Source organism: Rhodoferax sp. ZS1R8 (assembly GCF_056521325.1).
In genome coordinates this window covers 474,713-496,552 of sequence record NZ_JBWMBA010000003.1, presented here as the reverse complement: position 1 = coordinate 496,552, position 21,840 = coordinate 474,713, and the positions used below count along the sequence as shown (strand labels likewise).

At 63.7% G+C, this 21,840-nt stretch carries 22 protein-coding genes and 1 tRNA gene; 8 read left to right on the top strand and 15 right to left on the bottom strand.

Annotated elements, in window-relative coordinates:
* Positions 1–319: 319 nt before the first annotated feature.
* The 6 genes from AC097P_RS13250 to ftsY form a co-directional block, all read right to left on the bottom strand.
* A complete protein-coding gene (locus AC097P_RS13250) occupies positions 320–1,600 on the bottom strand; it encodes an Hsp70 family protein (protein WP_479610884.1) in 1,281 nt (426 codons plus the stop codon).
* The gene (locus AC097P_RS13245) at positions 1,590–2,288 is read right to left on the bottom strand and encodes an alpha/beta hydrolase (RefSeq protein ID WP_479610883.1); all 699 of its coding nucleotides are present in this window, start codon (positions 2,286–2,288) and stop codon (positions 1,590–1,592) included. The genes AC097P_RS13250 and AC097P_RS13245 overlap by 11 nt, the downstream gene beginning before the upstream one ends.
* A gap of 97 nt (positions 2,289–2,385) precedes the next feature.
* On the bottom strand, positions 2,386–2,847 hold the full coding sequence (locus tag AC097P_RS13240; RefSeq protein WP_479610882.1) for a hypothetical protein: 462 nt from the start codon (positions 2,845–2,847) through the stop codon (positions 2,386–2,388).
* Between the two features lie 98 nt (positions 2,848–2,945).
* Positions 2,946–3,509 (bottom strand): DUF1569 domain-containing protein, encoded by a 564-nt coding sequence (locus tag AC097P_RS13235; RefSeq protein WP_479610881.1) that lies wholly within the window; start codon positions 3,507–3,509, stop codon positions 2,946–2,948.
* Between the two features lie 11 nt (positions 3,510–3,520).
* Positions 3,521–4,624, bottom strand: coding sequence for an SMP-30/gluconolactonase/LRE family protein (locus AC097P_RS13230; RefSeq protein WP_479610880.1), 1,104 nt, complete (start codon positions 4,622–4,624; stop codon positions 3,521–3,523).
* 138 nt (positions 4,625–4,762) lie between these two features.
* On the bottom strand, positions 4,763–5,860 hold the full coding sequence (gene ftsY / locus AC097P_RS13225) for a signal recognition particle-docking protein FtsY (RefSeq protein WP_479610879.1): 1,098 nt from the start codon (positions 5,858–5,860) through the stop codon (positions 4,763–4,765).
* A 28-nt stretch (positions 5,861–5,888) separates the two neighbouring features.
* Between ftsY and AC097P_RS13220 the strand changes: the two genes are divergently transcribed.
* From AC097P_RS13220 to AC097P_RS13190, 7 genes are all read left to right on the top strand, one after another.
* A complete protein-coding gene (locus AC097P_RS13220) occupies positions 5,889–7,379 on the top strand; it encodes a M16 family metallopeptidase (protein WP_479610878.1) in 1,491 nt (496 codons plus the stop codon).
* A gap of 102 nt (positions 7,380–7,481) precedes the next feature.
* Positions 7,482–8,819 (top strand): M16 family metallopeptidase, encoded by a 1,338-nt coding sequence (locus AC097P_RS13215; RefSeq protein ID WP_479610877.1) that lies wholly within the window; start codon positions 7,482–7,484, stop codon positions 8,817–8,819.
* A gap of 79 nt (positions 8,820–8,898) precedes the next feature.
* Positions 8,899–11,259, top strand: a complete 2,361-nt coding sequence (locus AC097P_RS13210) for a putative bifunctional diguanylate cyclase/phosphodiesterase (protein WP_479610876.1) — start codon at positions 8,899–8,901, stop codon at positions 11,257–11,259.
* The gene (rsmD, locus tag AC097P_RS13205) at positions 11,256–11,951 is read left to right on the top strand and encodes a 16S rRNA (guanine(966)-N(2))-methyltransferase RsmD (protein WP_479610875.1); all 696 of its coding nucleotides are present in this window, start codon (positions 11,256–11,258) and stop codon (positions 11,949–11,951) included. Before AC097P_RS13210 ends, rsmD begins: the two co-directional genes overlap by 4 nt.
* 41 nt (positions 11,952–11,992) lie before the next feature.
* A complete protein-coding gene (coaD, locus tag AC097P_RS13200) occupies positions 11,993–12,484 on the top strand; it encodes a pantetheine-phosphate adenylyltransferase (RefSeq protein ID WP_479610874.1) in 492 nt (163 codons plus the stop codon).
* On the top strand, positions 12,481–12,915 hold the full coding sequence (locus AC097P_RS13195; RefSeq protein ID WP_479610873.1) for a universal stress protein: 435 nt from the start codon (positions 12,481–12,483) through the stop codon (positions 12,913–12,915). The genes coaD and AC097P_RS13195 overlap by 4 nt, the downstream gene beginning before the upstream one ends.
* Positions 12,916–12,924: 9 nt before the next feature.
* Positions 12,925–13,191, top strand: a complete 267-nt coding sequence (locus tag AC097P_RS13190) for a YfhL family 4Fe-4S dicluster ferredoxin (protein WP_479610872.1) — start codon at positions 12,925–12,927, stop codon at positions 13,189–13,191.
* An 80-nt stretch (positions 13,192–13,271) separates the two neighbouring features.
* Here AC097P_RS13190 and AC097P_RS13185 read toward each other — a convergent pair whose 3' ends face one another.
* From AC097P_RS13185 to AC097P_RS13145, 9 genes are all read right to left on the bottom strand, one after another.
* Positions 13,272–14,516, bottom strand: a complete 1,245-nt coding sequence (locus tag AC097P_RS13185) for an EAL domain-containing protein (RefSeq protein ID WP_479610871.1) — start codon at positions 14,514–14,516, stop codon at positions 13,272–13,274.
* Between the two features lie 84 nt (positions 14,517–14,600).
* On the bottom strand, positions 14,601–15,068 hold the full coding sequence (locus AC097P_RS13180; protein WP_479610870.1) for a hypothetical protein: 468 nt from the start codon (positions 15,066–15,068) through the stop codon (positions 14,601–14,603).
* Positions 15,065–15,712, bottom strand: coding sequence for an aminoacyl-tRNA hydrolase (pth, locus tag AC097P_RS13175; protein WP_479610869.1), 648 nt, complete (start codon positions 15,710–15,712; stop codon positions 15,065–15,067). Before pth ends, AC097P_RS13180 begins: the two co-directional genes overlap by 4 nt.
* Before the next feature lie 131 nt (positions 15,713–15,843).
* A complete protein-coding gene (locus AC097P_RS13170) occupies positions 15,844–16,527 on the bottom strand; it encodes a 50S ribosomal protein L25/general stress protein Ctc (RefSeq protein WP_479610868.1) in 684 nt (227 codons plus the stop codon).
* A 110-nt stretch (positions 16,528–16,637) separates the two neighbouring features.
* Entirely contained in the window at positions 16,638–17,615 is a 978-nt protein-coding gene (locus tag AC097P_RS13165; RefSeq protein ID WP_479610867.1) for a ribose-phosphate pyrophosphokinase, read from the bottom strand.
* A 78-nt stretch (positions 17,616–17,693) separates the two neighbouring features.
* Positions 17,694–17,770 (bottom strand) — tRNA-Gln (locus tag AC097P_RS13160).
* A 64-nt stretch (positions 17,771–17,834) separates the two neighbouring features.
* Positions 17,835–18,704 (bottom strand): 4-(cytidine 5'-diphospho)-2-C-methyl-D-erythritol kinase, encoded by an 870-nt coding sequence (gene ispE / locus AC097P_RS13155; RefSeq protein ID WP_479610866.1) that lies wholly within the window; start codon positions 18,702–18,704, stop codon positions 17,835–17,837.
* A 21-nt stretch (positions 18,705–18,725) separates the two neighbouring features.
* Positions 18,726–19,151, bottom strand: a complete 426-nt coding sequence (locus tag AC097P_RS13150; RefSeq protein ID WP_479610865.1) for a lipoprotein insertase outer membrane protein LolB — start codon at positions 19,149–19,151, stop codon at positions 18,726–18,728.
* An 86-nt stretch (positions 19,152–19,237) separates the two neighbouring features.
* Complete coding sequence (locus AC097P_RS13145; RefSeq protein WP_479610864.1) at positions 19,238–20,947, bottom strand: tetratricopeptide repeat protein; 1,710 nt, start codon at positions 20,945–20,947, stop codon at positions 19,238–19,240.
* Between the two features lie 66 nt (positions 20,948–21,013).
* On the opposite strand from AC097P_RS13145, the gene mutM reads away from it, so the two are divergent.
* A complete protein-coding gene (mutM, locus tag AC097P_RS13140; RefSeq protein ID WP_479610863.1) occupies positions 21,014–21,829 on the top strand; it encodes a bifunctional DNA-formamidopyrimidine glycosylase/DNA-(apurinic or apyrimidinic site) lyase in 816 nt (271 codons plus the stop codon).
* The last annotated feature ends 11 nt before the right edge of the window (positions 21,830–21,840 follow it).

Below are 21,840 nucleotides of genomic sequence, written 5' to 3'. Positions count from 1 at the left end.
CTTCGGAGTTTTGTGTAAGTTTTTGCGCGCATCAGGGACTACGGAACTCACCGGCCACTGTTGTATTGAGGTCATATTGCGAGGCAGAGTGTGCCAGCCGCGGCTGTCCCGAGTGCTGGTATGGTCTTGGTCTGGCGTCTCAAGCCAGTAGCGGGCGAAAGCAGAACCGCCAGCGTACCGCTACGGCTGAGTAGCACCTTTAAGACGCTAGGGCGGTCGGCTAACGCCCATGGCGCTAGACCAAGGTGCCAAATCGGCCTCCAGCCCTCGTGGAACGAGCGTAAGCCGCTATCACAAGCATAGCAACTAAACCGAGCCCTTAGCCTGCGAGTGCAGCCCCTGCATAGCCGAGTCCCGCCGCCACGCCGCCAAAACGGTTGCCCTCAACCAGCGTGGCGCCCGGCATTGCTTTGCGCAGGGCCTGCACTAAAGGGCGCAGCGCGGAGGAGCCGCCGGTCAGGTAGACAGCGTCCACGCTGGTCAGGCCAGAGCGCTGCACGCACGCCTGAGCGCACTCCACGACCTGGGCCAGTGCCTGCTGCAGCGTATCCGCCATGCCGGTGGCGCTGACGGTGGCGCCCAGGTGTTCGCTGGGGCCGTGGCCTAGAAAGTCGAGGTCGACCAGCGCGTCCTCGCCCGAGATCGAGCAGGCAATCTTGGCGGCCTCCACCCCGGCCAGCATACGGTGGCCGTGCTGGCCCTCCAGCGCATCCATCAGGCGGGCATGCAGGCTCTGGTCGGCATAGTCGGTCCACAGCTCCTTGGCAAAGTGCATCGCTTTGCGGCTGTAGGCCTGGTGGATAAGGTGCCAGGTGGTCAGGTCGAAGAACACGCTGTTGGGCACTGGGCGGCCGCCCGTGCCCACGTGGCGGTAACCCAGCAGTGGCATCACGGTGGATAAGTCCAGCATGCGGTCAAAGTCGGTGCCGCCTATGTGCACGCCGGTCGTGGCCAGGATGTCGGATGAGCGGTCGCTGATGCGGCTGCGTGCCGGGTTCAGGCGTATCACCGTGAAGTCGGATGTGCCGCCGCCAATGTCGACCACCAGTGCCGTAGTCTCTTGCGCCACGCGCTGCTCGTAGTCCAGCGCGGCGGCAATCGGTTCGAGCTGGAAGGCAATGTCGGTGAAGCCGGCCTCGCGGGCGGCGCGGCCCAGTGTCTCCTGCGCCAGTGCGTCGCGCTCGGCATCGTCGTCGACAAAATGCACCGGGCGGCCCAGCATGGCGCGGGTCAGCGGCTGGCCCACCTGCGCCTCGCAGCGGCGCTTGAGCTCCTTGAAGAACAGCACGACGATGTCAAAGAACCGCATGCTCTGGCCATTGACGGCCGTGTACTCGTCCATCAGGCGGCTGCCCAGCAGGCTTTTCAGCGAGCGCAGCAGCCGGCCTTCGGTGCCTGCCAGGTAAGCCTGCATCGCGTCCGAGCCATACAGCACGGTGTGCGTCTCGCTGGCAAAGAACAGCGCTGTAGGCATTTCAGCGCGGGCGCCATCCAGGGCGATCGTGTGGATCTGGCCATCGGCCCCGACAAGCGCAGCGGCGGAATTCGAGGTGCCGAAGTCAATGCCCAGCGTGAGACTGTGGTCCGGCTTACTGGGCACTGGCAGACGCCCCTAGCACCTGTTTGAGGAAGGCAGAGATATCAGCCACTTCCCGCGGATGCACGCTGTGCGGCATGGGGTAGGTGTGCCACTGCACCGGGTGGCCCAGTGCAGCCAGCGCGTTGCGCGAGTCTTCGCCGCGGGCCAGCACCACGACCGGGTCTTGTGTGCCGTGGGCCATGAAGACGGGTGTGGACGCATTGGCCTCGTTGCGCTCGCTGGCAAAGCGGTCTGCCAGCGGCAGGTAGCCGGACAGCGCGATGATGCCCGCCAGACGTTGTGGCAGGCGCAGGCCCGTGTGCAGCGCCATCGCACAGCCCTGGCTGAAGCCGGCCAGCACGATGCGTTCCGTGGGTACGCCGCGTGCCACCTCGTGGTCAATCAATGCGGTAATGTCTTTCTCGGATTTCTGGATGCCTGCGCTGTCCTGGCGGTCCACCAGGTTCAGGCCAAAGATGTCGTACCAGGCCGGCATCACATAACCGCCGTTCAGTGTGACCGGGATGCTGGGCGCGTTGGGAAACACGAAGCGTATCGGAGGGCAGCCGCGCAGGTCCAGCTGCGGCAGCAGGCTGGCGAAGTCATTGCCGTCGGCGCCCAGGCCATGCATCCAGATGACGGCGGCCGTGGGGTTGGGGGCGGATTCGAGTTCGATGCGGGGAAGCAGAGTCGATGGGGTGGCAGTCATGGCGGAGGGCTCGGTGGCAATTGCAGAACCCTCCATTGTCCATGAACGCCGCCGCGCGTGCGCAGGTGCTGCGCGCAGCGGTGCGCGCCGTGCCGGCTCAGTAGAAGCAGTCGGGGTAGACCAGGCGGGCCTGGTCCAGTGCGCGGTCACCCAGTGTGACGAGGTCTTTCAGGTCGCGCTCGCCGACGTTGGCATGGGCCAGGCCGGCGATCTCTTCCAGGTGCCGGTTAGCCGCCAGGATGTGGTGCAGGTCCTGCACCGTCATGTCCAGCAGCTCGAAGGCCAGCTGTATCGCCATCGCGCGGCTGCCTTCCCGCTCCCGCGGCAGCAGGCCGTGCAGATACACCGTGCCCAGGCACAGCGCATAAATACCTTCATGGGCCATCAGGTAGCGGCCAATGGGGCTCAGCGCAGGCGTCTTGGCATCCCGCACGGACACCAGCGCGTTGGACAGGAAGCGCAGGGCTGCGACTTCATCGAAGCGAACTTTTTGCAGTTGGCGGCTCCACAGCAGCAATTCCAGCTGTGGCGTCGGCCGTTGGAGTAGGGACGTTGTCATACCGCTAAGCCTTTTTAATGGAGGTCTCACGGTATCTATCGGCACGTCTTTACAAAACTAAAGAACCGCGCTGCGGCGGAACGTGGGCTCCCAATAATCTAGGCTTGGACTTGGAAACCGGACAAATGGTTGGCAATGTGCATCGCGTGGGCACGTTCGTACGAGGGCTTGTTCAGCTCGCCGTAGGCGAAGTGGGGGTGCAGCGGCTGCGTGCTTTTGCGGAAGTCGGCAATGGCCTGCTGCAGCCGCACCATCGCCAGCGTGGCATCAGTGCTGGTGTCCAGTGCAGGTGCCCCGGGGATAGGCTCGGCCAGATCATGGCTCATGCGCCCGCGCCACGAAAACACCTGAAAGGCCACGGCACCCGCTGTATTCTGGAACAGTGCCGATTTGGGTTGTGGAAAGCCGGTCAGCGAGAACTCGATGCTTTGTGCACAGTGGGTCAGCGTCTGCGCCCACGACCATTGCGCGGCCGATGCCAGCGCCGCGGCCCTGCCCAGGCGGTCCAGTTCGCGCTGTGCCTCGCTGAACGATGCAAACACCAGTTGCCGGTCGGCCGCGCTGGCCTTTTGGCAGGCCGTGGTCGAGGCTGCGACCACACCGGCTGCCGCGGCTGTGACGATGAAGCTTCTGCGTGAGGTGTGGGGATGGTGTGTATGCATGGCGAACAGTCCTAAGGCTGCCTGGGCAGCCAGCCCAGTCCGTGCGCATGCAAGCTTTGCACGTAGAGGCGGTCTGGGGTTTCGGTGATGGCGGTGGTCTCGGGATAGGCGCCGCTGGGGTCTTGCAGGTCGGCGACGATCTTGCCGTCTTCGGTAAACGCGACCACGTGGCCGTAAGACTTGGGTACGGGCCACAAGGCACGCGGCAGGCGCAGCGTCAGGCGGCGCAGCCAGGGTTTGTCGGCCATGTTGTCGGCCGTGGGGTTGCGCGGCTTGGCAAAGCCCATCCAGATTTTGCCGTCCAGGCCGCGCATCAGGTTGTCGGGGTAGCCCGGCAGGTTGTCCAGCAGTACGGTGGCTTGCGCGCTTGGTTTGGCCACGCTCAGGCCGCTGGCGCTTGTGGCAATCTTCCACAGCCGGAACTTGCCGGTCTCGGTGACAAACAGCGATTGCTCGTCGGCGCTCAGCGCCAAGCCATTGGCAAAGCTCAGGCCATAGGCGACCACGCGCGTGCTCTGGGTTGCCGGGTCGTATTCCAGCACGCGGCCGGTGGATGCGCCTTCGATGATGTCCAGCACGCTGGCCTCGAACGTGCCGCCCCAGTCCTTGGGCGCAAAGCGGCCGGATGCATCGCTGAAATACATGCGGCCATTCTTGGCAACGACCACGGCGTCGGCGTAGCGTATGGGGTCACCGTTGACGCTGTTGGTCAGCAACGTGATCTTGCGGTCTATCGAGATGGATAGCAGGCCCTTGACGGCATCTGCGGCGATCAGATTGCCCTGCGCATCGAAGTCAAAACCCAGCACACGCCCGCCGGTGTTGGCAAACACCTCCTGGACCGTGCCGTTGGGATTCATGCGCAGGATGTTGCCGCTGGCCACCGTGGTGTAGAGCTTGTTGTCGGGCCCGACCATGATGTGCTCGGGCCCGACCTCGCCCTGCAGGTCGATCAATTGCAGGTTGGCCAGCTTGGTGTTGACCGCATGGGGCCCGACATAGCCCGGCGCGCGGGACAGGTTGTAGGCGACCGGTGCGATGGGTACCGGCCACAGCAGCAGGTAGGCCACGGCCAGCATCACCAAGGCGGCCAAGCTGTACAAGATTTTCTTCATGGCGGGGCTCCTTTGTCAGAACGCAAGGATAGCCCCAGTGTGGGTGGCTGTTTCACCGCCGGGCCGCCCCAAAGGTGAAACGTGGCCCCCTTGGGCGGCAGGAAGCCACACGCAGTGGGCGACCGTGGGGGCAACGTGTTACCCCAACAGCGCCTGCGCAAATTCCCGCGCGTTGAAGGTTTCCAGCTCTTCCAGCTTTTCACCGACACCGATGAAATACACCGGAACGGGTCGTTCGCGCGCGATGGCGGCGATGACGCCACCCTTGGCCGTGCCGTCCAGCTTGGTGATGATGAGACCGGTCAGCTTCAGCGCGTCGTCAAAGGCGCGCACCTGGGTCAGCGCGTTCTGGCCGGTGTTGCCGTCGATGACCAGCAGAACCTCGTGCGGCGCCGTGCCGTCGGCCTTCTGGATGACGCGTTTGATCTTCTTCAGCTCTTCCATCAGGTGCAGCTGCGTTGGCAGGCGCCCGGCGGTGTCGATCAGCACCACGTCCTTTCCGCGCGCTTTGCCCGCGCTGACGGCATCAAAACTCACTGCTGCGGGGTCGCCACCCTCCTGGCTGACGATCTCGACCAGGTTACGGTCCGCCCACACGCTCAACTGTTCGCGCGCCGCAGCGCGGAAGGTGTCGGCCGCGGCCAGCAGCACGCTGGCCTGGCTGTCGCACAAGTGTTTGGTCAGCTTGCCGATGGACGTGGTCTTGCCCGCGCCATTGACACCCGCCACCATGATGACGGTGGGCTTGTTCTCGCCAATCACCAGCGGCTTTTGCAGCGGTTGCAGCAGCTCGGTCAGCAGTGCGACAAGGATGTTTTTGAGTGCCACCGGGTGGGTCACGCCACTGTCGTTAACCTTGCGGCGCAGCTCCGTCAGCAGATACTGCGTGGCGGGCACGCCGGCATCGGCCATCAGCAATGCGTCTTCGAGCTTTTCGTACAGGGCCTCGTCGATCAGCGAGCCGCCAAACACGGTAGAAATGCTACCCGCCGTTTTGCCCAGGCTGGACTTGAGCTTGTCCACCCACTTCTGGCGCTCGGGTGGCGTGGCGCTGGGTTCGGGGATGTCGATCGGCGTGACCAGCGCACTGCCGATCAGCGATCCGCCACCGGCGGGCGGAGTGAAGCTGGGGCGAATCGGCGCGGGCGCAGCCGGGGCGGGTGCAGCCGGCTCCGCTGCTGCAGGCGTGGCCGGTACCGGGGGAACTGGGGGTTTCTTTTTGAAAAAGCTGAACATGGGCTGGGTTCTTAGAATGGAGCATTCTATGAAACACATCCGTTTATCCCACCGGCCACCGGCCGTTCGCCCTACAGCCGCCCCCCGTTTCTTGCGAAGACCCGGTGTTCTGGCCCCGCTGCTGTGGCTGCTGGGCCTGGTCTGCACCGTACCGGCGCTTGCAACGGATACAGCATCTGTGGCCGGTGTGCAGCAGTTCACACTGCGCAATGGCATGGCGCTGATCGTCAAGCCCGACCACCGCGCACCCACCGCCGTCAACATGGTCTGGGTGCGGGTGGGCTCCATGGACGAGGTGGATGGCACAACCGGCGTGGCCCATCTGCTGGAGCACCTGCTGTTCAAGGGCACGCCGACCATCGCCGAGGGCGAATTCTCGCGCCGCGTAGCGGCCCTGGGCGGCAGCGAAAACGCCTTCACCAGCAAGGACTACACCGGCTTCTACCAGCAGATACCGGCCAACCGGTTGCAGGACATGATGCGTCTGGAGGCCGACCGCTTTGCCAACAGCCAGTGGAGTGAAAGCGCGTTTGCCAAAGAGCTGGAGGTCGTCAAGGAAGAGCGACGCCTGCGCACCGAGGATGAACCCCATGCCCGGTTAGACGAGGTGCTGGAGGGCGCGATCTTTTTGGCCCACCCCTACCGCCGCCCGGTCGTGGGCTGGATGAGCGACCTGGATGCCATGACCGCTGACGACGCCCGTGCCTTCTACCAGCGCTGGTACACGCCGGCCAACGCTACCGTCGTCGTGGCGGGCGATGTGGACGTGCAGCAGGTGCGCGATTGGGCCGAGCAGACCTACGGCAGCATCCCTGCACGCGACGTGCCGCCCCGCAAGCCGCGCGAGGAGCCGGCGCAGCTGGGTATGCGCCGCGTGCTGTTCAAGGCACCGGCCGAGCAGGCATATGTAACGCTGGCGTTCAAGGTGCCGACACTGAGCCCGGCTGCGCTGGCTCCGGGCGTTACTGAGAGCAGCCGCGCAGACGAAGACGCGCTGGCGTTGTCGGTGTTGGCGGCGCTGCTGTCCGGCTACGACGGCGCCCGGCTGGAGCGCGCACTGACCCAGTCGCGCAACCACGTAGCCGATACGGCGAGTGCCAACTACGGTCTGGCCGGCCGCGGCCCGCAGCTGTTCACGCTGTCTGGCGTGCCGGCCCAGGGCAAGACGCCGGTACAGGTTGAGCGTGCGCTGCGCGCCGAAATCGCCCGCTTGGCGCGCGACGGCGTTGGCGAAGCAGAACTGCGCCGCGTCAAGGTGCAGTGGGAGGCCGGCGAGGTCTACAAGCGCGACAGCGTGTTCAACCAGGCCCAGTCGCTGGGGCAAAACTGGGTGCACGGCTTTGGGCTGGACGCAGAGGAGCGCCTGATTGCCCGGCTGCGGATGGTGACTGCCCGTCAAGTGCAGGCCGTGGCTGCCCGTTACTTTGGCGACGACACGTTGACTGTGGCCACGCTGGTGCCGCAGCCCGTCGACAACGCGCGCACGCCCCGCACACCCGCGCCTGGCGCGCGCCACTAGACCCATATGACACACACGCTTGTCGCTGCGCGTACTACGCTGCCCCCCCAAGAGGGCCCTTCGCACCTTGGGGCGGCCCGGCGGCGCTTATCAGGAAACCCCATGATTGCTATCAAAAAAAGAGCGGCTTACGCTCTGTTTGCGGGGGCTGCAGCCCTGTTTGTATGTGAAGGTGCCAACGCAGGCATCCCCATTACCCATTGGACCCAGGCCTCCGGCGCGCAGGTTTACCTGGTACAAAGCCCGTCCATCCCCATGGTGGATGTGCGTGTCGAGCTGGATGCAGGCGCGCGCCGCGACCCGGCGGGCAAGACTGGCTTGACGCAGGCCATGGCCGCGGCAATGTCCGACGGCGTGCGGGCTAGCCGCGGTGAAAAAGCGCTGGACGAAAACGGCCTGGGCGAAGCATGGGCTGACCTCGGTGCCGGCTTCTCAGTGAGTGCCAATGCGGACCGATTGAGTTTCTCGCTGCGCACGCTTACCGAGCCGGAGTTGTTGGCCAAAGCTGTCGCGCTGGCCGCCCGCCAGCTGGCCGAGCCGGCCTTTCCGGCCACGCTGTGGCAGCGCGACCGCCAGAAGTGGATTGCGGCGCTAAAAGAGGCCAACACGCGCCCCGCCACGTTGGCCGGGCTGGCGTTTGCGCAAGCGGTGTACGGCGGCCACCCCTATGGCAATGATGTGACCGAGGCGGCACTGATGCGCATCAGCGTGCAAGACATGGCAGCGCTGCATGCGCGCGCCGTGCGGCCTTGTTACGCCAAGGTCAGCGTTGTGGGCGCGCTGAACCGGGCACAGACCGATGCGCTGGTAACCCGGTTGCTCGGGTGGCTGCCGGCCGGCAGTTGTCCGGCTCTGCCAACCGTGCCCGAGGTGCCGGCCCTGGCCCAGGCGCAGGAACAGCGCCTGCCATTTGCGTCGGCCCAGGCACATGTGCTGTTGGGCCAGCCTGGCTACCGCCGCAACGACCCCGATCACTTGGCCCTGTTCGTGGGCAACCATATCTTGGGCGGGGGGGCTTCGTCGCGCCTCAGCGATCAGGTGCGTGAGCAGCGGGGCTTGACCTATGGCGTGGAGAGCTATTTCGCGCCCGGGCTGCATGCTGGTGCGTTCACCATCAACCTGCAGACCCGCCCCGACCAGGCCCAGCAGGCGCTGGAACTGGTGCGGCAGATTCTTCAGGACTTTGTGGCCCAAGGGCCGACTGAAGCGGAATTGCAGGCCGCCAAGGAGCATCTGGTGGGTGGTTTCCCTCTGATGCTGGACGGCAACCTCAAGCTGCTGGACAACGTGTCCAACATCGCATGGAATGGCCTGCCGCTGGACTACCTGGAGACCTGGGCCGCCAAGGTGCAGGCCTTGACTGTGGCCGATCTGCGCGCCGCTTTTGCCCGGAAGCTGCAGCCCGAGCGCATGGTGACGGTCGTGTTGGGCGGCAAGTAGGGGTAATTTTCGGTGATTGGGTCGTGATAATTGCACAGGCTGGTTGCACAATGTAACAACTTGGATCTCGTCACATTCGATGCATTACACCCTGATCATCAACGCCGCCGTCAGTCTCATCATGGGGTGCGCGCTGGTGCTGGTGTGGCGGCGCGACCCGACCCAGGCCTTCAGCCGCTACATCGGCTGGGCCAACCTGGTCCAGCTGCTGGTGCCGATGACCTATTGGGGAAAAGTCCAGGGTGGTGCGGCGGGTGAAGCGGTTGGCAATATCGTATTAGCTGGCATCGCGGGCTGTTATTCCACCCTGCTGCTGCTGGGCGCTGCCCACCTGGCGAATCGGCGCCTACCGCGCACGACGGTCTTGATCACCTGGCTATCGCTGTCCGTCGCCGTTGCCCTGGCGGTGGGTTTGGGTGGCACGCGGGTTGGGCAAGCGAGCATGGGATCCATCAACACGGTGCTCGGCCTGGTATGTTGTTACTGGCTCTGGAACGCCGGAGGCACACGCTTCAGCTCGGAGAAATGGGTTGGGCCACTGCTGGTGCTGCTGGGTTTGATCCAGTTTATTTACGTGGCTTATCAGGATGCAGGCACCGACCTGCTGGCCACGTTGGGATCGTTGCTGCGCATCATCCTGGGTCTGGTATTGGTCTACGCGGCGCTGGAGCGCGGCGCGCTGGCCACCCGCAAGCTGCAGCACCGCTTTGAGCGGCTGGCAGAGCGCTCGCGCCAGGGCATCATGATCAGCCTGGGCGAGAGCAGCATCGTCTACGCCAACCCGGCCTGCCTGGCCATTTATGGCGTGCAAAGTCTGGCCGAGCTGCAGGTGGCGACCGTGGCACGCACTATTCCCAAAACCGAACGCGCCAAGGTCGGCACGATACTGGCTGATATGCAGGCAGGTCAGCTAGACCACGCGGGCTACGAGGCGCTCCGCCACCGCGCCGATGGCACGCCGATGTGGCTTAACTTTCACTATTTTCCAACCGAGTGGGACGGGTCCCCGGCTGTGCAGGTGCTGATCTCCGACGAGACTCGGCGCCACGAGGCCACGCAGGCATTGATTCACCAGGCGCTGCACGACGAATTGACCGGCCTGCCCAATCGAGCAGCGCTGATCGCCAGCCTGCGCGAGCGCTGCAAGCCGCAGGAGCCGCTGGAACGCTTTGTGCTGGTGCTGATGAATATCGACCGCTTCCAGCTGTTCAACGAAGCCCACGGCCATTCCATGGGCGACGCGGTGCTGGGCGCTATGGGCGTGGCCCTGCGGGCGGCGCTGGAGGCCGATTGCGAGGTCATGCGCTCGGCTGGTGATGAGTTCGCACTGGTACTGTCGGCAGCACCCCAAGGCAGCAGCGACACCACCGTAGACCTGGTGTCTCGGGTGCGCCAGCTGCTGGCCAAGCCGCTGGCAGTGGCGGGCCAGGAGTTCTTTCTGGATGCGTCGTTGGGCATTGCGCTGTACCCCAACAGCGCGCGCGACGCGGATTCGCTGTTGCGCGCCGCCAATGCCGCCATGCATGTGGCCAAGCGCACGCCGGGCACCTCGCACCAGTTGGCGGAGAAAGCTTTCGAGCGCGGCTCCAGCAATGCACTGGAGCAGGAGCAGGCCATGCGCGCTGGTATAGAGCGCGCCGAGTTCGAGCTGGTCTACCAGCCCAAGGTGGATGCGCGCACGGGCCGCCTGACCAGCCTGGAGGCGCTGGCGCGCTGGGACCGGCCGGGTGTGGGCCGGGTCAGCCCGGTGGAGTTCATTGCCGCAGCCGAACGCACCGGCCTGATTGGCGCGCTGGGCACGGCACTGCTGAAGCAGGCCTGCCAGCAGATGGCCCAGTGGCAGTCGCAGTTCTCGCACTGCGTGCCGGTGGCGGTCAATGTGTCGCCGCTGCAGATGCTGGACCCGCGCTTTCCACAACTGGTGGCACAAACGCTGCAGTCTTGCGGCCTGGCTGCGCACTGGCTGACGCTGGAGATTACCGAGAGTTCGGCCGTGCAAAACCTGGAGCAGACAACGGCCCAGGTCGAGCAGTTGCGCGCCATGGGCGTGCACGTGGCCATGGACGATTTCGGGACCGGGTTCTCATCGCTGAACATGCTGCGAAGCCTGCGCTTGCACACGGTCAAGATCGACCGCGGCCTGATCGACCCGCTGCCGCTGCCCGACGCCGTGGCCGTGGTGCGCGCCATCTGCCAGCTGGCTGACGCGCTGCACCTGCACGTAGTGGCCGAGGGTGTCGAAACCCAGGCCCAGGCCCACGCCGCGCGTGACGCTGGCTGCGGTGAACTGCAGGGCTATCTGTACGCCCGGCCGTTGCCCGCAGAGGACGTCGGTATGTGGCTGACGCGCAGGGCCATGGAGAACCAGGCCGACACCGAGCCGCTGCCGCTACAACCCGTGGATGTAGCCTCCACGCTGGCGGTTAAGCTTGCGCTATGAAGAAACCCAGCAAGTCCCCCTCCAAAAATGCCGGCGGCGCCAAGGCGCCCGGCAAGAAGACTCCCCGCGTACCGGTACATAAAGGCCCATCGGGCGAAATCCGCCTGATCGGCGGCCACTGGAAGCGCATCAAACTCAAGGTGGCCGATCGCCCCGGCCTGCGCCCCACGCCAGACCGTGTGCGCGAAACCCTGTTCAATTGGCTGGGCCAGGATCTGCACGGCCTGCGCTGCGTGGATGCCTTTGCCGGCACCGGCGCGCTGGGCTTTGAGGCGGCGTCGCGCGGCGCCGCCGAGGTGCTGCTGGTGGAGCACGACAGCGCGCTGGTGGTGCAGCTGCAGCGCGTGCAGGCCCAGTTGCTGGCTATCGAACTGCCCGAGGCCGCCGCGCCGCAAAAGCTGAACATCGTGCGGGGCGAGGGCGTGGCCACGCTGCGCCAGCTGGCCCCCGCCAGCTACAACGTGATCTTTCTGGACCCGCCTTTTGATGGCGAGCTGTACGAGCCGGCTTTGGCCGCTGCAGCCCGCGCGCTGGCCGCCAATGGGTCCATCTACCTGGAAGGCCCCAAAGCCTGGACCGATGCCATGCTGGAGCCGCTGGGCCTGGAGGTGTACCGCCACCTGAAGGCCGGCGCCGTGCATGCCCATGTGCTGCGCGCGGCAAGCCCTACTGTGGATACCCCCGCTGCATAATTGCTGGTATAGCTGGGTCCTGTGGCCCCGGAGCTTTCTTGATGCCAAATCCCGTGATCGCCGTCTACCCCGGCACCTTTGACCCCATCACCCTGGGCCACCAAGACCTGATCCGCCGGGCCGCCGGTTTGTTTGGGACTGTCATCGTAGCGGTAGCTGCGGCCCATCACAAAAAGACAATGTTCAGCCTCGAAGAGCGGCTGGATACGGTGCGCGAGATCATGCAAACCTATCCCAATGTGCGGGTGGAGTCGTTCAGCGGCCTGGTGCGCGACTTTGCGGTGGACCATGGCGCCAAAGCCATGCTGCGCGGCGTGCGCTCGGTGACTGATTTCGATTTCGAGAACCAGCTCGCTGGCATGAACCGCGCCTTAGCCCCTGATGTGGAGACGGTGTTTCTGACACCGGATGCGCGCTTTCAGCACATTTCCAGTACGCTGGTGCGTGAGATCGCAACGCTCAAGGGCGACGTGGCGCAGTTTGTGGCGCCGACTGTGCATGCGCGGCTGATGCAAAAATTGGGAACACTATGAAAATCTTGCTGCCTGTCGATGGTTCGGAGTTGTCGCTGGAGGCTGTGCGGTTTGCGATCCGCATGCTGCTGGCCGGCCTGCGCGGCGAAGTGGTGTTGGCCAATGTGCAGGAGCCAGCGTCGCTGTACGAGTTGTTGGTGGCGCATGATCCCGAGGTCATCAACCGCGTGGCTGACGAGGCCGGCAAACATACATTGCTGTCTGCCCAAGAGCTGCTCAATGCCGCAGGTATCGAATACGAATGCGAAGTCTCCAAGGGCGACCCGGCCCACACCATTGTCGACATCGCCGAACGCTATGCCTGCGACCTGATCGTTATGGGTGCCCGCGGCAACAGTGCTGCACGCAGCGCGCTGATCGGCTCGGTGTCCAACGAGGTGCTGCACGCCAGCCCGGTGCCCGTTGTCATTGTCAAGCCGGACGAGGTCTGAACACACGCCATGGCCCTGCTGATTACCGACGAGTGCATCAACTGCGACGTCTGCGAACCCGAATGCCCCAACGACGCCATTTACATGGGCGTCGAGATCTACGAGATCGATCCCCACAAATGCACGGAGTGCGTCGGCCACTTTGACGAGCCGCAATGCGTGCAGGTGTGCCCGGTGTCGTGCATTCCGGTCCACCCGCAGTTTGTGGAAGACAAGGAAACGCTGTGGCAGAAATACCGGCGTCTGCAACAGGACGCCGCAGCCGCTAAGCCGTAGGTTTCATCGCCGGGCCGCCCCAAGATGAAACGCTGCCCCCTCGGGGGGGCAGCGACCCGCGCAGCGGTGGAGCGTGGGGGCTAGCTCCCCAAATAGGCGGCTTGCGCTGCTTGGTGTTTGACGGCCCAGGCGGCCATCTGCTCCTTGGGCATGGGCTTTCCGTAGTGGTAGCCCTGCGCGTGACTGCAACCCAATGCGCTCAAACGCTCGCCAATTTCCGCGTCTTCAATGCCCTCGGCAATCGTGCTCAGGCCTATGGAGCGGGCCAGTTCCAGTGCGGCCTTGATGATGTGCAGACTGCGGTCTGACTGGTTGACTTGCTGGACAAAGGTCTTGTCGATCTTCAGGCAGGTGAAGGGCAGGGACTGCAGGTAGTCCAGGCCGGCGTACCCGGTGCCGAAGTCGTCCAGCGCAATGCCTATGCCCAGGGCGCGCAGCCGGTGCAGCGAGCTGGCCACGTTTGCCATGTTGTGGATGATGATGGTTTCCGTCAGTTCGATGCGCAGCTCTTGCGGCGCCATGCCGTGCCGGGCCAGGCAGGCCTGCACGGTAGTCACGATGTCATCGCCACCCAGCTCGGGTGCCGACAGGTTGATGCTCATAAAGGGCGTGTGGCGGTCATTGGCGATGCAGAAGGGGCGCAGCTCCGCCCAGTCGGCAACGGCGCGGTGCAGCACCCACTGGCCTATGCGGTGGATCAGGCCGGTCTTTTCGGCCAGCGGGATGAACTCGGCCGGGCTGATCAGCCCCAGGCTGGGGTGGTGCCAGCGTATCAGTGCCTCAAAGCCGACCGCGGTCAGCTGGTCAAACGCGATCAGCGGCTGGTAGAACAGTTCGAGCTGCTGGCGGTCAATCGCATCCGACAGGTCTTGCGCCAGTGACAGGGTGCGCACGGCCGCCTTGTGCAGGTCCAGCGTGGACGACGCGGCATCTGCGGCGGGGCTGCCCGCAGTACCCAGGCGTTGTTGCTGCAGGCCGGCTGCATCGTGCGTGCTGCGAAAGCGCGCCAGCAGCAGGTGCATCAGGTACTGGATCACGGAGTCCGAGCGCAGCAGCAACTCTTCGACATGGCTGCGGTCTATGCGGATCAGGCGGGTTGGTACGAGCGTGCGTACCGAGGCGGTGCGGGGCTGGCGATCCAGCAGAGCGACTTCGCCAAACATCGCGCCTTCGGTCAGGATGGCGATGCGCCGCTGATCGGAGCCTACGCCGGCCAACACCTCCACGCAACCTTCTTCGATGACGTAGGCGGAGTCCCCGAGGTCGCCCCACTGGAAAACCAGTTGCTGGCCTTCGAAAACTTCCCTGTCAAAAGCGTCAGTCATGGATGTACCCCGGGTCGTGTTGTCTGCAATGCAAAGCGGTACGCGGGTCACTATAAACCAAGCGTTCGTGCTTGGCGCACGGGCCTATTTGCCCTTGCTTGCGCCTGAGACGGGCTTCGCTTTGTCGGCCGGTGCGCTGGCGACGAAGGCTTCAGGCTCCTTCGTCATCTTGCCAGACGCGCTTTTCTTGCCCTTTCGCTTGGGTGGCTTGGCCTCTGCCGTGTCCGTGACGCTGGCCGGCTTGTGCGGTTTGGACGCCGCCTTCTTGCGTTCGGCGGCGGCTATTTTGGCTTGCGCGGCGCGCGCTTGGGCTTCTTCCTTCTGGCGGGCTTTTTCTATGGCTTGGACCTGGGCCATTTCGTGGCGTGTCTTGGCGTCGGCCTCGGCTTTTTGGGCGGGGGTGCGTGCGTCCTGCACGTCGACCACCACGGCATTAGGGCAGGGCTTCTGGCTGTAGACGTTGCCACACTTATAGACATTTTGGGCGCTAGCCCCCGTGCAGAGAGCGTAAGCAGCTATGAAAAGTGTAGCAATGCAACGGATGTTTTTCATGGTGTTGTGGTGTGGGGGGTGGGCGTTGCAGCGGCGGGCTTGGGTGGGGGTGGCGGCGTGTGCGCGCGTGGCGGTTTGCTGGTGTGCACCAGCAAGGTGGCTTTTTCCATGTCGCCCGCCAGAAAGGCCGGCAGGGCCTTCAGTGAACGGTCTATGCACTGGTCGACAGCGATACGGTGGTCCAGCGAAGGCTTCTTCAGCACCCAGTTCGCGACCTCGGCCTTGTCACCCGGATGGCCTATACCCAGGCGCAGGCGCCAGTAGTCGCCAGTGCCCAGTTGCGCATGGATGTCGCGCAACCCGTTGTGGCCGGCATGGCTGCCACCGAATTTGAGCTTGACCTGGCCGGGGGCGATGTCCAGTTCGTCGTGCGCGACCAGGATCTCGTCGGACGCAATCTTGAAGAACCGGGCCAGCGCGCCTACCGATTTGCCCGACAGGTTCATGAAGGTCTGCGGCTGCAGCAGCCACACCGTCTGGCCATGCACCGTGGTGCGGGCCAGCAGGCCGTGGTAGCCCTTGTCCATGGACAGGTTCACCTTGAGTTCGCGGGCCAATGCATCGACCCACCAAAAGCCGGCGTTGTGGCGGGTGGCCTCGTATTCAGGTCCGGGATTACCCAGGCCGACAAACAGTTTGATCATGGAAAGCAGGTGAAAGGTGTTGCCCCGGATGGTAGGGCATATACGGCGGCACTTCAAACGAAAACGGCCCACCGAAGTGGGCCGTCACCAACGGCTTGCGCCGTGGAATGGATCAGTGCGTGCGCAGCGGATTACTTCTTGGCAGCGGGAGCTTTGGCAGCAGCAGGCGCCTTGGCTGCGGGCGCAGCCTTGCCACCCTTGCCAGCTGCGGGCGCAGCAGCAGCGGCTTCAGCAGTCGCTTCGGCGGATGCTTCAGCAGCCGATGTCACCACCGACACCAACACGGGGTTTTCACGACCCTTGATCACAGCCTTGACGCCTGCGGGCAACTTGACGTCGCTCACGTGGAAGGACGAACCCTTGGTCAAGCCGGTCAGGTCCACCTCGATGAACTCGGGCAGGTCCTTGGGCAGGCAGGAAACGTCGATCTCGTTGAGCACGTGCGTGATCAGGCAATGGTCGATCTTGAAGGCAGGCGACTCTTCCTGGCCCTTGAAGTGCAATGGCACCTTGGTGTGCATGCGGGTGTTGGCATCGACGCGTTGGAAGTCAATGTGCAGGATCAGTTGCTTGAAGGGGTGCATTTGCACGTCACGCAGCAAGACCTTGCTTTCCTTGCCAGCCAGTTCCATGTCCAGCACGGATGCGTGGAAGGCTTCCTTCTTGATGGCGTGCCACAGTGCGTTGTGGTCCAGTTCGATCAACAGCGGCTCACCGGCTCCACCGTAAACGATGCCAGGGGTGCGACCCGAATTGCGGAGACGGCGGCTCGCACCCGTGCCCTGCTTAGCGCGCTCAAAAGCGACAAATTTCATAAATTACTCCTGAAGGAATCCACCGCGACCAGTGGGCTCCGGTTTAACAAAAACGCTGGATCGCTGCCCTATGCAGCGGCGTCTGCTTTTTGTCCCGTCCAGGCCTCTTGTTAGAAGAGGTTTTCCTGATCCGAGAACAAACTCATGACCGACTCGCCCTTGGCAATGCGCTGTATCGTCTCTGCGATCAGCGGTGCCACGGTGAGCTGGCGAATTTTTTGGCACTGCGATGCAGCAGCGCTCAAAGGAATCGTATTGGTCACCACGACTTCATCGAGTGCGCCGCCGTTGGCGATGCGCTCGATGGCGGGACCCGAAAAAATGGGGTGTGTGCAATAGGCATACACCTTCTTGGCGCCGCGCTCTTTCAACACCTCGGCAGCCTTGACCAACGTGCCGGCCGTGTCGATCATGTCGTCCATGATCACGCAGTTGCGACCATCGATCTCGCCGATGACATGCATCACTTCGGACACATTGGCCTTGGGGCGGCGCTTGTCGATGATGGCCAGGTCGCAGTTCAACTGCTTGGCCAGCGCACGGGCACGCACCACACCACCCACGTCGGGCGAGACCACGATCAGGTCTTCGTAGTTCTTCTGGCGCAGGTCGCCCAACAGCACGGGCGACGCGTAAATATTGTCTACAGGGATATCGAAGAAACCCTGGATCTGGTCGGCATGCAAGTCCATCGTCAGCACGCGGGCCACGCCTACGGTCTGCAACATATTGGCCACCACCTTGGCCGTGATCGGCACGCGGCTGGAGCGGGGACGGCGGTCTTGCCGTGCATAGCCAAAATACGGAATCACCGCGCTGATGCGTTCGGCCGATGCGCGTTTCAGCGCGTCGACCATGATCAGCAGTTCCATCAAATTTTCGTTGGTCGGGGCACAGGTGCTTTGCACCACGAACACATCCCGGGCCCGCACGTTCTGGTTGATTTCGACAGTGACTTCACCGTCGGAGAACCGTCCGACCGTTGCAGCCCCCAGAGAAATACCCAGGTGGCGGGCAATGTCCGCAGCCATGCCAGGATTGGCATTGCCAGTGAAAACCATGAAATCTGGGGGTGGTGAGGCCTGCATGCGGATTCCAGCGATTAGTTTGGGTTTGTGCCTGTACGTTGCGCTTGCTGCGACCGGATCAGTACCGGTCAACAGATTTGGCAGGGGAAGAAGGATTCGAACCTTCGCATGCTGGAATCAAAATCCAGTGCCTTAACCAACTTGGCGACTCCCCTACACCGGTTGACAGCCAGAAGCTGCCCACCCTAAACCTTCTTGTAAACCGTCTTTCAATCCGTCTCAACCCATCACTGGAGCCCAACCCACCAGAGGATGAACATCCATGTTGCTGCAGAGCCTGACTTGCAACGCGTCCGGCGCGTTATGCCTGTCAATCTTCTCGTCAATACCGTGCAGCAGTTGCGCAAACACTGCGCTTCCAGAGCCTGTCATACGACCTTGCAATCCCTGCGATGCCAGCCATTCTAGAGCCTGGTTTACACCGGGGCACAGCTTCTGGGCAACCGCTTGCAAGTCATTGCGACCGTATTTGAAAATACGCTCTGCCGTGTTTGCAGCGAAGCCTGAAATTATAGCAGTTTCAGAATCGCGCTTCAATGCCGGGTCAGAAAAAATTAACTGTGTCTGCAAACCCGCATCTGGTTTCACGACGACAAAGCGCTCTGCCGGCAATTCTATAGGCGTGATTTTTTCGCCTATGCCTTCGACCCAGGCGTGGTGGCCGCATAAAAAAAATGGCACGTCCGCGCCTAGTGCCAAACCGATTTTGGACAGGGCTTCTACGGATAGATTCAGTTTCCACAGCCGGTTCAAGGCCAGCAACGTGGAAGCTGCGTCGGACGATCCGCCACCCATGCCAGCCTGGGCTGGCACCGATTTGGTAATGCCGATGTGCGCGCCGTGTGTACAGCCGGTTGCCTGCTGCAACGCCTTGGCGGCGCGCACCACCAGATCATCTGCGGGCAACGCCCACGTCAGGTCTTCGCGGCTGATCTGGCCGTCTGCACGGAGGCTGAAGTGCAGCGTGTCGCACCAGTCGATCAGCATGAAGACGGACTGCAGCAGGTGGTAACCATCGGCGCGTCGACCGGTGATGTGCAGGAAAAGATTGAGCTTGGCAGGGGCGGGTACGTCGTAGAGCGACTGCATGGGTGTGGCTTGGCTTGGCGCTCAGCGCTGCAGGATGATTTTCAGATCGGCGGGAATCTCGGGCGCAAGCCGCTGGGCGGTGATACGGCCATTTCGCAGATCCTGCAGGTCCACTTGCCAGCCGGGAGCCGGAGCCTCGTTGCCCTTGAGCCAGGCGAACAGACTGTGGATAGGCAGCGTGGCGCCCGTGCTGTGTAGCGTCAACGCGTCCAGCGATGCAAAGCGCTGCGGCTCGCCAGTGGTTTGGAGTTGGGCGCCCGTAGCATCCCACTGCAGGCGCGCGGCGGTGCTACCCAAAGGCGTGAAGAACGACAACGTCCCGGCGTCGGCACTGCCCTGCAATTCGAAGTCGGCAGAAAAAGCCTGCACCGGATCACTGTGGACCTTCAGCGCCAGGCGCCCCTGCCAGTATGCATCTCGTATGTCATTTGGGCCTGTAGCCCTCATGGGATGTGCGCAGCCAGCTATGAAAATAGTAGCAGTTGCTAGCAGCAGTGTAAAGAACCGGTACAAGCCGGAGCGGTGCAGACTGCTCACGGCGCGCCACGCAGGCGCCGCATGGTCGCGCGCAAGGTCTCGTTTTGCGGATTCAGTCCCGAGCCTTCTTTCCAGATGGCGCTGGCCTGGTCCTGCTGGCCCACGCTCCACAGCACTTCTCCCAGGTGGGCGGCAATCTCGGCATCGGGCCGGGCCTGGAACGCGCCCTGCAGCAGGCGTATGGCCTCGGTCGCATTGCCGGAGCGGAACTCCACCCATGCCAGGCTGTCCATGATGAAAGGATCGTCCGGCGCGAATGTCAGGGCCTGGGTGATCAACTCGCGCGCCTCGGGCAGGCGGATGTTGCGATCGGCCAGCGAATAGCCCAGCGCGTTGTAGGCGTGGTGGTAGTCGGGCTTGGCCGCAATCACCTGGCGCAGCAGTTTTTCCATCTCATCGAGCTTGCCCAGCTTCTCGGCCACCATCGCCAGGTCGTAGACCAGCTCGGTGTCGTTCGGATACTCGGCGCTGGCCTCCAGCAGCAACTGGTGTGCGGCCGCGTAGTCCTGGGCATCGCGCAGCAACTGTGCTTCGGCGTTGATCTTGTCCAGTGCATCGGATGCCTGCAGCTCGGGCACGCTGCGTATGGCTTCGCGGGCCTCGGCCAGCTTGCCCTGGCGCAGCAGGATGGCGGCATGGCGGCGCTGCACCCGCAGTGCGTCCCTGGGGCTGGCGATCTGGTCCAGGTAGGCCTTGGCCTCATCCAGGCGCTTGCCCTGTTCTGCCACCTGCGACAGCAGCAGGTAGGCCTGCACGAGACCGCGGCCCATCGTGGCGCTGTGGCTGGGGTCGGCGGGCGGCGGGTTCAGAGCCACGTAGGTTTTCAGCGAAGACTCGGCCTGCGCCAGTTTGGCGTCTTGCAGTTCCAGTGAGCCACGCAGCAGCCAGGCTTCGGCATATTCGGGTTTTTCTACATTCAAAAGCTGCATCTGGGTGTACGCCTCGTCGTAGCGCTGGGCGTTGATCGCGCTGCGTGCGTAGGCCATGCGTACTTCGGGGCTTGGCTTGCCATCGAGGTATTTGCGCACCATAGCTTGGGCTCCGGGAGCTTTGGGGCCTACCAGAGCCACGGCAAGCAGCATTACGTCTTCCGATTCGGGGTCCAGTGCCGCACCGCGGCGGGCCGCATCCAGTGCGCCATCCGCATCGTCGGCCTGCAGCCGCATGGTGCCAACAGCAGCCCACGCGGCAGGGCCAGTGGTGCGGCTGACCAGGTCCGGCGCCAGGGCTTTCTCCACCACCAAGGCCGCAAGTTTTTTGTCGGTGGTGCGGGCAAAGTAGCGCGGCACCAGGTTGATGGCCAGCGCGCGCTCAGCCGGTGTCAGCGCTGCCAGTTCGCGCTTCAACGGTTCTTGCGATTCCGCGACTTTGTTCATCCCCAATAACAGCTGAAAGTGGTAGCGGTTGGCTTCCTTGGAGGAGGGTTGTGCGCGGGACCAGGCCTGCGCGGCCTGCAATGCTGCGTCGCCGCTACGCGCACGGTAGGCAATTTCAATGGCGCGCTCATACAAGCGGGCTGAGTTGGATTTGCGGGCCGCATCCAGCATCAAGGCATAGGCTGAGCCCGCGTCGCCGGCCTGCGCCGTCATCTCGCTGACGATCAGTTCATAAAATAACTCGCCATCCAGCTCGGAGTTGTTGGGACCTTCGGTCTTTGGGGGGGCACCCAGTGCCGTACCGCAGATGCTGGTTGCAATCAGGGTCAAGGCGCAGAGTCGGTGGATTCGTGACATCGGACCATAATAATCCAACCCGAAAGAGCCCAACGCACCATGCCTGAATTGCCAGAAGTCGAAGTGACACGCGCCAGTTTTGCCGACCGCATCGCCGGCGCGCAGATTGTGGAGGTACACATCGGCAAGCCCTTGCGCTGGCCGCTGGATTGTGAGCCCGACTCCCTGGTGGGCCAGCACGTGCTGGCCGTGCGCCGCCGCGGCAAGTATTTGCTGATGGATCTGGACGGAGGCCTGTTGCTGCTGCACCTGGGCATGTCGGGCAGCCTGTCCTTCATGCAGCGCCCGCCAGAGCCGGGCAAACACGACCACTTTGAACTGCGTACCTCACGCGGTGTGTTGCGGCTCAATGACCCCCGCAGATTTGGCGCCGTCGTCTTTGCCACCCATGAAGGCGACGCCGTGGCCCAGAAGCTGCTGGGCAAGCTGGGCATGGAGCCGCTGGATGCGAGCTTTGACGCCAAGCTGTTCCACGAGGGGCTGGCCAAGCGCAAGGCGCCGATCAAGCAGGTGCTGCTGGCCGGCGATGTGGTGGTGGGGGTTGGCAACATCTACGCGTCCGAGGTGCTGTTTCTGGCCGGCATTCGCCCCAGCACGCCGGCGTCCCGCCTGAGCCGGCCGCGCGCGGCACGCCTGCACCAGGCCATCCGTGACGTGCTGGCACGGGCGGTGGCACGCGGTGGCAGCACGCTGCGAGACTTCTCCAATGCGCAAGGCGAAGCCGGCCATTTCCAGCTGGATGCCATGGTCTACGCGCGCGACGGCCAGCCCTGCAAGGTGTGTGCGAGCCCCATTCGGGCGATACGCCAGGGCCAGCGCTCCACATTTTTCTGTGCCCAATGCCAAAAACCCTGAGGTACAAGGCG